General features: G+C 62.2%; 9 protein-coding genes and 1 pseudogene. 8 read left to right on the top strand and 2 right to left on the bottom strand.

Annotation, left to right across the window (positions count from 1 at the left end):
• The 7 genes from ACTHNR_RS15935 to ACTHNR_RS15905 form a co-directional block, all read left to right on the top strand.
• On the top strand, positions 1 to 612 hold a 612-nt coding region (locus ACTHNR_RS15935; protein ID WP_440548621.1), incomplete at its 5' end, for a response regulator transcription factor.
• Positions 613 to 828: 216 nt separating this feature from the next.
• Entirely contained in the window at positions 829 to 2,328 is a 1,500-nt protein-coding gene (locus ACTHNR_RS15930) for an aldehyde dehydrogenase family protein (RefSeq protein ID WP_440548620.1), read from the top strand.
• Positions 2,329 to 2,440: 112 nt separating this feature from the next.
• Entirely contained in the window at positions 2,441 to 3,379 is a 939-nt protein-coding gene (locus tag ACTHNR_RS15925) for a helix-turn-helix domain-containing protein (RefSeq protein WP_440548619.1), read from the top strand.
• Between the two features lie 215 nt (positions 3,380 to 3,594).
• Positions 3,595 to 5,043, top strand: coding sequence for an APC family permease (locus tag ACTHNR_RS15920; protein ID WP_440548618.1), 1,449 nt, complete (start codon positions 3,595 to 3,597; stop codon positions 5,041 to 5,043).
• Positions 5,044 to 5,234: 191 nt separating this feature from the next.
• Entirely contained in the window at positions 5,235 to 6,413 is a 1,179-nt protein-coding gene (locus tag ACTHNR_RS15915) for a porin (protein WP_440548622.1), read from the top strand.
• 28 nt (positions 6,414 to 6,441) lie between these two features.
• Positions 6,442 to 7,743 carry an NAD(P)/FAD-dependent oxidoreductase gene (locus ACTHNR_RS15910; RefSeq protein ID WP_440548617.1) on the top strand — a complete coding sequence of 434 codons (1,302 nt, stop codon included), beginning with the start codon at positions 6,442 to 6,444 and terminating at the stop codon, positions 7,741 to 7,743.
• Positions 7,744 to 7,779: 36 nt separating this feature from the next.
• On the top strand, positions 7,780 to 8,148 hold the full coding sequence (locus tag ACTHNR_RS15905) for a cupin domain-containing protein (protein ID WP_440548616.1): 369 nt from the start codon (positions 7,780 to 7,782) through the stop codon (positions 8,146 to 8,148).
• A gap of 74 nt (positions 8,149 to 8,222) precedes the next feature.
• On the opposite strand, the gene ACTHNR_RS15900 is transcribed toward ACTHNR_RS15905, so the two are convergent.
• A complete protein-coding gene (locus tag ACTHNR_RS15900) occupies positions 8,223 to 9,275 on the bottom strand; it encodes an ankyrin repeat domain-containing protein (protein WP_440548615.1) in 1,053 nt (350 codons plus the stop codon).
• 222 nt (positions 9,276 to 9,497) lie between these two features.
• On the opposite strand from ACTHNR_RS15900, the gene ACTHNR_RS15895 reads away from it, so the two are divergent.
• Positions 9,498 to 10,121, top strand: a complete 624-nt coding sequence (locus ACTHNR_RS15895) for a glutathione S-transferase family protein (protein ID WP_440548614.1) — start codon at positions 9,498 to 9,500, stop codon at positions 10,119 to 10,121.
• Positions 10,122 to 10,217: 96 nt separating this feature from the next.
• Here ACTHNR_RS15895 and ACTHNR_RS15890 read toward each other — a convergent pair.
• A pseudogene (locus tag ACTHNR_RS15890) lies at positions 10,218 to 10,514 on the bottom strand (nucleotidyl transferase AbiEii/AbiGii toxin family protein); the annotation flags it as partial.

Raw genomic sequence — 10,514 nt, 5'->3', positions numbered from 1 at the left:
CGGATCGGCAGGGATCGCCAGCCATCGGGCTTCGAACTGTTCGGCGTGGCCGAGGGCATGCATCGCAACTATCTGCAGCGCTATTGCCGGCTCGACCCGCTCCATCCGTCGCGTTGCATCCAACAGCCAGGCAGCGTGCTGACGCTCGCCGGTGAACTGCCCGAGACGCTGCGCCTCAACTCTGTCTACTGGCAGCGCTTCTTGCGGCCTCATCGGGTGGTCGACGTAATGGAAGTACTCTTGCGAGCAGATGGCGACGTCGCCGGCGCATTCTCGCTGTTGCGCTTCGAGCCGGAGTCGCCCTTTTCCCGAGCCGAGGTCGAAAGTGCGAATGCGCTTGCGCCGTTGCTCGAAGTCGCTCTGGCGTCCAGGCTGAGCCGCGAGTCCGCGTTGTCTATGCCCCAGGCCGGGCTCGAGGCGGCTGACCGTGCGGCGCGTCTTACGCACCGCGAGCAACAGGTCGCGCGCCTAGTTCGCAACGGGCTTTCGAACAAGCAGATCGCCCGCGATCTGGCGCTCGCCCAGCCCACGGTCAAGACGCACCTGCTGCGCATGTTCCGCAAACTCGGCGTATCGAGTCGCACCGAACTGGTCGGCGTGCTGTTCCACTGAGGAAGCCTACTGTCCGCGCAGACGTTCGCTCTGCCCGCGTCGGTGCTCGGCGCCCGGTGGTTTACCCGCAATTCGCGCGCGTCTGCCGATTTGCGCTAACGCGCGCGGCGCCGCGTCTTTAGAGTCGGGCGCAGCAATCGGTGTCCAGCCGCTAACGCTGCGGATCCAACGTACACCGGATGGGCCTTTTCACCCCAGAGTCGAGAGATCAACGATATGAGCACCCATGCGGAAGTCGCACTATGCGACGCCGTCCGCGCATTCGTCGGACGGGAACACGGCTTTTTCATCGACGGCGCGATTTGCCCCGCCCATTCGCCGCGCCGGTCGAACGTATTCGATCCCGCGACGGGCAATGTGCTGACCTCGGTGCCGGATGCCGATCCGATCGACGTGGACCGTGCCGTGGCTAGCGCTCGCGCCGCGTTCGAGGCGCGGGTGTGGCGGGGGTTGCGGCCGGCCGATCGTGAGCGCGTTCTGTTGCGTTTCGCGGATGTGCTGGAGGCGCATGCCGAGGAGCTCGCGCAGCTGGAGACGCTCAATCAGGGCAAGTCGATCAATATTGCCCGTGCGATCGACGTAGCGGCGACGCTCGAGTACGTCCGCTATATGGCAGGATGGGCGACGAAGATCGTGGGCGAGACGCTGGACGTGTCGATCCCGTTCCCGCCGGGCGCCCGCTATACCGCGTTCACGCGGCACGAGCCTGTGGGCGTGGTGGCCGGTATCGTGCCGTGGAATTTTCCGATGATGATCGCAGTCTGGAAGCTGGTTCCCGCGCTCGCGGCCGGGTGCTCAGTCGTCATCAAGCCGTCGCCCGAGACGCCGCTCACGGCGTTGCGGCTGGCCGAACTGGCCATCGAGGCAGGCATTGCGCCGGGCGCGTTCAACGTGGTGACCGGCGGCGCCGAATGCGGCGCCGCGCTCGCCGCGCATCCGGGCGTCAACAAGATTTCGTTTACCGGTTCGACGCCCACCGGCAAACGGGTCGGCACTGCGGCCGTGCAAAACATGACGCGCTTTTCGCTCGAACTCGGCGGCAAGAATCCGGCTGTGATGCTCGCGGACGTCAACGTCGACCAGGCGGTGCAGGGTGTGCTCGCGGGCGGGCTTCTGAACCAAGGGCAGGTGTGCGCGGCGGTGTCGCGCATCTATGTGCATCGCAGCAAGTACCGGAAGGTAGTCGAGGGGTTGGCCGACAGCGCCAACGCGATGAGGATGGGTCCCGGCCTCGATCCATCCGCGCAGATCAATCCGCTGGTTTCCGGCCACCACCGCGCACGTGTGGAAGATCACCTTGCGCGCGCCCGCGCAGAAGGGCTACAGTTCTTGGCAGGCGGCACGCCCGTCGACGCGCCCGGCTACTACGTGCGGCCCGCCGTGATCGCCGATGTGCCGCCCGATGCCTCCATCATGCGCGACGAAGTGTTCGGGCCCGTACTGGCGCTCGCGCCGTTCGACGACCCGGCCGAAGCCTTGCGTCTTGCGAACGACAGCCCATACGGTCTTGCCGCGAGCCTATGGACCAACGACCTGCGCGCGGCGCTGAACCTCGTGCCACAGATCGAGGCCGGTACGGTGTGGGTGAATTGCCATGTGCCGCTCGATCCCGGCATGCCGTTCGGCGGTTACAAGCAGTCGGGCATCGGGCGTGAGTTCGGTCGACATGCGATCGAGGGTTTCACCGAAACGAAATCGGTTTGCATTGCGCACTGACGCGCAGTCGGCATTGGCGGTACGAAAGCTCCGGAGACGTTCTAGCAACCTCGCACCCTCGCAATCGGTATTTTGGTCGGGCACGATGTTTTGTGTTTCGTAGGAGAGGATCATGGAATTCCGGACTGCCGCCCTCGCCGACGCCCACGATTTGTCGTATGCCGTCAACGGCTGGGAGCAGATCTACCGCCAGATCACGCCCGGCCGCTTCGAAGGCACGCTGTTCCAGGTGAACAGTCCCGGCTTCCAGTTCTTCCAGGAAGCGACGAATCGACGAGTCGTGCAGTCGGGCGTCTCGCCGAACGGCCTTTCGTCTATCGCCGTGCCGCTGACCGCGCCCATGCAGGGCACGTTCCAGGGGCAGCGCGTCGATGGCTACGCCATCATGGCGCTCGGCACGCACGAGGAATTTCGCCTCTACACCCCCGAGTCGATGCACTACGCCGTCGTCAGCCTCGCGGCCGGAACGATGGAGGAACTCGTCGGAATAACGGTCGGCGGCGCTGCCGTGCGTCAGTTGAGAAGGCACGTGCTACCCGTGCCCGGCGAACGCGTTGCGGTTCTGCGCGAAGGCCTGACGCGCTATTTGGACGTTGCGGCACGCAATCCGGCTGGCTTCGTCAATCCGTCGGCTACACGACTGTTTCAAGACGAGGTGGTGAGCCTCATGCTCGGTCTTCTCGAGGCCGCCACCGACGAGCCGCGCGACCTGACGCACAGCACCTACAGTGAAATCGTGCGGCGTTGCGAACGCCTGATCCAGGATCAGGCCGACGAGCCGCTCACGGTGCTGGATTTGTGCCGGCATCTGCGCTGTAGCCGGCGCACGCTTCAGACGAGCTTTCAGCGCGTCGCGAACGTCACACCGGTCGAATACCTGCGCTCCATCCGCCTCAACGCCGTTCGCCAGCTGTTGCGCTCGACTGCGGCCGGCGAATTGCTGATCGGCGATGCCGCCGCTCGATGGGGCTTCACGCATCTTAGCTACTTCGCGCGTGAATACCGCGACCTCTTCGGCGAATTGCCCTCGCAGACACCTAGAAAGAATTGACGCGCGACGCTGCGCGCGCGTCGAAGCGCTCCCGCGAGAACGCGTAAACCCGAGGCATGCCACGTCTTGCCAATCTGTGCTGCCGGACTCGACTTTTGGCTTCTTACATTGGCTCCATGCGGCGGGCTACCGTCCGGTCCAGTCGGAGCGGAGACGAATGCCCCGATGCCGTGTACCACGACAGCAGGCAGGCAATTCCATCGGGAGCGAATCAAATGAGTGTCGCAATGGACCCTACACCGTCGACCGAGTTGCGCAAGGGCGCGCTCGGCCTCGGTTTCATCGTTTTTTTCGTCATCTCGGCCGCGGGTCCGCTGGTCGCGATTGCGGGCGGCTTGCCAATCGGCATCATGCTGGGCAACGGAGCGGGCACGCCAGCGCTGCTCGTTGCGACCGTGCTGATCCTGCTGATATTCGCCGCGGGCTACACGGCGATGTCGCGCTATGTCACGAATGCCGGCGGGTTTTATGCCTTCACGGCCCGGGGGCTGGGCGGGACAGCGGGCGGCGCAGCGGCGTTTCTCGCGCTGCTCGGCTACAACACGATGCAGATCGGGCTTTACGGAATGTTTGGCGCGGTGGCGTCCGGTTTCCTGTCCGCGCGTCTCGGCATCGCCATGCCTTGGTGGGTATGTTCGCTCGTCGCGTTGGCCAGCATAGCGGTGCTCGGCTACCGGCAAATCGATCTGTCGGCGAAGCTGCTGTCGCTGCTCGTGTTCGGCGAATACATTGTCGTGCTGATTCTCGACATGGCGATCCTCAAGACGGGCGGCGCGCACGGCATCACGTTTGCGTCGTTCACGCCGCGCGTATTCCTGAGCGGCACACCGGCCATCGGGTTCCTGTTCTGCTTTGCCAGTTTCGTCGGCTTCGAGGCCACCACGATCTATAGCGAAGAGGCGAAAGATCCGCGCCGCACTGTACCGCTTGCGACGTACATCTCGGTGTTGCTGATCGGCGGCTTCTACGCGTTCTCGCTCTGGTGCATGGTGATCGGCGCGGGCGCCGGCGAGATCGTGAAGACCCTGAACGGACTCTCCGACCCGACAACGTTCCTCTATTCGCTTTCCGATCATTACGCCAGCCGCGCTTTGACCGACGCGATGAGCGTGTTATTCATCACGAGCGTCTATGCCGGTCTTCTGGCCTTCCACAATTCGGCGGCGCGCTACTTCTATGCAAGCGGGCGCGAAGGCTTGTTGCCGGCATCGCTCGGGCACACGCACGCCTCGCACAGCAGCCCGCACGTTGGCTCGGTACTGCAGAGCGTCATTGCCGCATGTGTCGTCATCGTGTTCATCGTCGGCAAGTCGGATCCCGTGCTCACGCTGTTTTCGTGGCTGACGAATCTTGCGACCCTTTGCATCATCGCCTTGATGGTGCTGTCTTCCGCGGCCGTGCTTCGGTTCTTCGCGCGGACGCCTCAGCGGGAGGAAGGCGCGTTGCGGGTCTTCGTGTTTCCGGTTCTTTCGGGTATTGCGCTCCTCGGCGTGCTCGTGCTCGCCATCGTCAACTTTCCGGTTCTGACGGGCGCAAGCGTCGGGCTCTCGTATGGGCTCACCGTGTTGATGCCGATTTTCGCCATCGCCGGGGTCGCCTCTGCCCGCCGGCTGAAGATGCGCAATCCACGCGCGTTCGACGCGCTCGGCAATTCGCGGCTCTAACCCACCACGTAGCCACTGATTCATTCCCCTCCGGGTACGCCGGATGAGGGCGCTTTGCGCCGCTCAGCGGGAAGGGCTTTGCCCGAAGTTCGTCGTGCTGCAGATCGAAGGTTGTTCGGGCGACAGCATTCTTGATAAAAAACAGGAGGTAGAAAGTGAAAGGTAAAGCGAGACATGCCGCCGTGTGCGCCATGCTGTTCGGGGCGGCGGTTCACGAGGCACACGCGCAAAGCAGCGTGACCCTGTATGGATCGGTGGATGCAGGGATCCTGTATTCGACCAACCAGCAGGTCACAGACGCGAGCGGCGCTGTACACGGCGGACATGCGGTGCAGCTTGGCGGCGGCTATCTGATGCCGTCCAGATGGGGGCTCATGGGGACCGAGGATCTGGGCGGCGGCGTTAAAGCGACGTTTGCGCTCGAGAACCAGTTCCTGACCGGAAACGGCGCGATGCTGCAGAACGGCGCTCTTTTCAATCGCCAGGCGTGGGTCGGTCTGCGTGACGATCGGTACGGCACGCTCAGTCTCGGTCGGCAATACGATTCGTACTCCGACTTTCTCGGCGTCTACGCGTCGAGCAACGCATGGTCGACGCTCTACGGGTCGCACTTCGGCGACGTCGATAACCTGAACGAAGCGTTCAACATGAACAACGCCGTGAAGTTCATGAGCGTGGATATCAACGGGTTCACCTTCGGCGGCACGTTCAGTCTGGGCGGCCAAGCCGGCGATTTCAGCGCACGGCGTGGCTATGCGCTTGCCGCGGCGTATACCCATGGCCCGGTGTCGGTGAGCGCCGGTTATCTCTCGCTCGACAATCCGCTCGATGCCGCGCTGGGCGGAACCGCCGGCTACATTGGCGACTTTGCATGTAGCAACGCGGCGGCGATGTACTGCAATCTGCAGAATGCCGGCGCCATGAAGGAGGCAGGTGTCGGTGCGTCGGTCACGTTAGGTCACGCGACGGTCGCGCTCGTCTATACGCACACGAAGCTCGAAAAAAGCGCGTACTTCGCGAGCGGGGCACGCCCTGACGGAGCAGACGTGACGTTCGATATTGCCGAATTGAACACCACATACAACCTGACGCCGGCCTGGACGCTTGGGGCTGCGTACATCTTCAATCGCGCGCGCGTGGAAAGCGGCGGTTCGACGCGCTTGCATCAGGTCAACCTGGGCGCGACCTACGCGCTGTCCAAGCGCACGGCGCTGTACGGCGTCGCGATCGGGCAGGTGGCCTCCGGGCAGGGTCTGGGCATCGACCCCGCGACGGGCGGCACGGCAAATTACGCTCAGATTCCGAACCTCGTCAACAGCAATTCGAATCGCCAGCTCGCGTTGATGGCGGGATTAAGGGTGATGTTCTGAGAAATCGGATCCACTGACGAGACGCGCGATGCACACAGATGAAACGCCGACTTACTACACGGCAACCAGGAAATACGATTTGAGTTTCCCGTCGCTCGACGGCGATGTTGAAACAGACGTGGCGATCGTCGGCGGTGGATTCTCCGGCATTCACACCGCGCTCGAGCTGGCGGAGCAGGGTGTGACCGACACTGTCGTTCTCGAAGGACGCTACCTCGGGTATGGCGGTACGGGGCGCAACGGTGGACAGGTCATGGCCGGGATCGGGCATGATCTCGATGCCATCAAAGCGGATGTCGGCGAGGAGGGCCTGCGGGCGATATTCGCGCTTAGCGACCTCGGGCCGCAGATCATGCGTGACCGTATCGCCAAATACGACATCGATGCGGACTTCCGCAGCGGATATGGATATCTGGCCTACAACGCGCGTCAAGCGAAGACCCTGCGCAGCTGGGAGAAGGAATTCAAGTCGCTTGGCGCCCCGTACGAAATACGTTTTATGGAAGGGCGCGACGTCAGGCAGATCGTGGGTTCCGACGTCTACGAGGCTGCGCTGCTGCACATGGGAGGCGGGCATGTGCATTCGCTTAATCTGCTGCTTGGCGAGGCGAAGGCGATCTCGCAGATCTACGGCGTCAGGATCTTCGAATACAGCCCGGCGCTGGAGGTGACCTATGGCGACCGGATCAAAGTCAGAACCGCAAAGGGATCGGTCAGCGCGCGCAAGCTGGTGTGGGCCGTAGACGGATTCAATAATCGGATCGAGCCGGAGCTGCATCGCAGCACGATCAACGTTTACGCGTTCAACTCGGTAACCGAGCCGCTGAGCCAGGAACTGATCGAGCGGATCAGCCCGATTCGCGGCGCGTACAGCGACATCCGGCCGATCATTAATTACTACCGCGTGACGAACGATAACCGGCTGATGTTCGGTTCATCGACGCAGTTGATCGAACGCGTCCCGACCGATCTGAAGCAATGGAACCGACGATTGATGCTGGAGGTATTTCCGTACCTGCACGACGTCCGTATCGATCTCGCGTGGGGCGGGCCCATGGCTACGACACGCAATCTTTTTCCGCAGATCGGCGCTCTGCCCGGACACGAGAATGTCTTCTTCGTACAGGGCTATTCAGGCTTCGGCGTCACGCCGAGCCAGATCATCTGCAAGATTCTTGCGGAGGGCATCTTGGGCGGCTCCGAGCGTTATCGACTGATCAGCGCAATCAGTCGGGCGGAAATCAGCGGCAAGGACCGCTATCGCGCGTTGCTCGTCAGCCTTGGCAAGGCGCTTCACCAGATCTCCGGCTACTCGAACGGACGCCGTTGAGTTTCATTCTCTTCTTTCGACAAGCGATTTTTCATCATGAGTCTGACCATCATCGATCGCAACATGACGATCGCGCAGCTTCATCCGTGGGGAAGTCTGAGCAAGCTCGGCGCCCAAATTCTTGATGGGGGAGACGTGCAGGCGTATGGCGACGCGACGCACGGCGCGCCCACCGATCCCATCAATGCGGGCTATTTCGGTACGTCGAAGGGCAAGTACCGCCTCGTGTACCCGTTCAGTGAACAGGCGACGATCTTGCAGGGAGAAGTGCGTATTACGGACGAGTCGACGGGGCGAAGCGCGCTATTTCGCGCAGGCGATTCCTGGTTTGTGGAAAAAGGAACGTCTTCGCTATGGGAAGTGCTGAGCGACAGTTATACGAAACACTATCTGGCGTTTTCGTGATTGGGCTGGCTTCTGCGGGCGATCGCGCGAGCGGCCCGATGCACGCAATTCCTGCTCGAGCTAAAACCGCTTCGCTATCGCCGATACGACGGTGGCGCGAGCTTGACCGGATCGGGATTGCGGCTCACCCAAGCGACGGCGAGCCGACAGAGTTGAGCCGGCTCACCTGATTTGCGCTTGACGTCCTGGACGAGTGCGTCTGCCTGCGATAGTTCAGCCGCTGGCAACGCATTGCCCGTGCGGATGTGGTCGAGAAAGGCGTCGGCCATCTTCTTGAAATCGGCGTCCCAGTTACCGCCGCCGTTATGGTCGAGCTCATAGGCGATACGTCCCGAGATCCGGATGACCTCGCCCTGGACCGTAGCGGCATGGCCGGTGCTCGGCACGAGCTGCTTCCATAGCGCTCGATGCTGCTCCTCCCATGGGCCGGCCTCGATCGCGATCGGCGAATGGGCGTCATGCACTTGACGACGAGGAACCGGAGCGACGTCGAATAGGGTATATAGCCGGTCCAGTGCGGCGCTGGCGGCAGCGACGCTTTCCCGATTGTAGCTTTCCCGCATAAACTCGAAGCGCGCGCCGATCGCTTGGACCTGAGCTTGCATTCGCTGCGTCTGAACTGCTCCGGCGGCGAGCAGCACTTCGGCTAGCGCAACCATTTCCTCGAGCTCCGCATTGCCGCAAGTGCGCAACGCTTGTTCGAGCGGGGTCAATCCGTCCCGGTTCACAGCGTCGACGCGGGCGCCATGTTCGAGGAGCAAGCGGGCGTTCCGCGCGTTGCGCGAATCCGCTGCCGCGTGCAACGGGGTACCGATCGATGCGTGATCGCTATGTACGTTGGCACCGAGTTCGAGCAGGACGTCGAGACCGCTTCGGCGACTCCGGGCACGTCTATGTAGCGGCGTGTTGCCGCGCGCGTCGGCCGCCTCGAGGTCGGCGCCTTGCGCCACGAGCCAGCGGGCGAGGGCGTCGGGGCAGCGATCGAAGGCCAGTGCGGTCACCTTGCTCACCCCGCCCCGCGCATTGAGATCGCAGGTATCGAACACCGCTTGGAGCTTCGGCAGATTTCCTTCGTCGAGCAGGGCCTCGAAGTCCTTGGGCAGTAGCTTCTTTTTCGCTTTTGTCATCTGGCATGCTCCATCGCTTTCGGCACACCCGTAGCTGCAGCTAGCCTGGTGTCGCCTTTCATGTACACGGCGGACGGCACAGCATACTTCACTTCACCACTCGCTGATAAGATTGGCGACAATCCTCGCACTCGCAACAGCGAACGTCATACGTCGAGCGGTACATAGTTCAAAACTTCACTTGTCCGGACTGGCTCCACTGCCAACAATCAGAGCGCGCGCATGTTGAAAATCCTCGGAAAAGCATCGTCTATCAACGTTCGTAAAGTGCTGTGGGTGTGTGCCGAATTGCACATTCCCTTCGAGCGGGAGGACTGGGGCTCGGGATTTAGGTCTACTGACACGGCCGAATTTTTGTCGCTGAATCCCAACGGCCTTGTACCCGTCATCAAGGACGGGGATTTCGTGCTGTGGGAGTCGAACTCAATCATCCGCTATCTGGTTTCGCGTTATGGCGGCGAAGCGCTGTACCCCACCGCCCCCTTAGAGCGGGCAAGGATCGATCAGTGGATGGACTGGCAGGCGACGGACTTGAATCGGTCTTGGAGCTACGCTTTTCTCGGCCTCGTCAGAAAATCTCCCTCGCACCAGGCGCAGGATGACATTGCTGCATCGCTTGCAAGCTGGGCTCGGCACATGCGCATATTGGAGAATCGACTGGAGGCCACGGGCGGGTTCGTCGCCGGGAACCAGTTCAGCCTCGCCGACGTGCCCATCGGATTGTCGGTGAATCGCTGGTTCAGCACGCCGTTCGATCATCCCCACCTTCCGGCGGTGACCGAGTATTTCGACCGCCTCGCCGACCGCCCTGGCTTTGCCGTGTATTGCAAGAACGGAACGCCGTAACTGCCGTCAGGACCCTTCGCTGCCTTGGCGCTGCCGTGCGAAAGGCGGCCTGCCGACTCGATAGAGGCCGAAGTCGAGGAAGCTGCCGTAGCCTAGTCAGGCTGAAGGTTCCTTCCCACTGTCAATGGCAGCAAAGCCCTCATGCAGCGAAGCCTCCTGCTTCTCGAACAGCACCAGGTTATTTTTTCTAAGCTTTTCGAGATTGATAAGTTTCCACTTTATGGCCGGCAGTTCCCTCATGTGCGCGTAGGGCATTAGGGACCAGTCGGGTCGGGCGCGTACCAGGGAGATCAGGAACTGGCGGTGTTGCTCGGTTAGGGCAGCCGGTAGTTCTTGATGCAGACGCTTCTGCGTTGCTTCGAGTACGTCAAGGCCGACGGTTTCGATCGTCAT

The sequence above is a fragment of the Trinickia sp. genome (assembly GCF_051954495.1).
Lineage (GTDB): Bacteria > Pseudomonadota > Gammaproteobacteria > Burkholderiales > Burkholderiaceae > Trinickia.
This window is presented reverse-complemented; position numbering and strand designations above follow the sequence as displayed.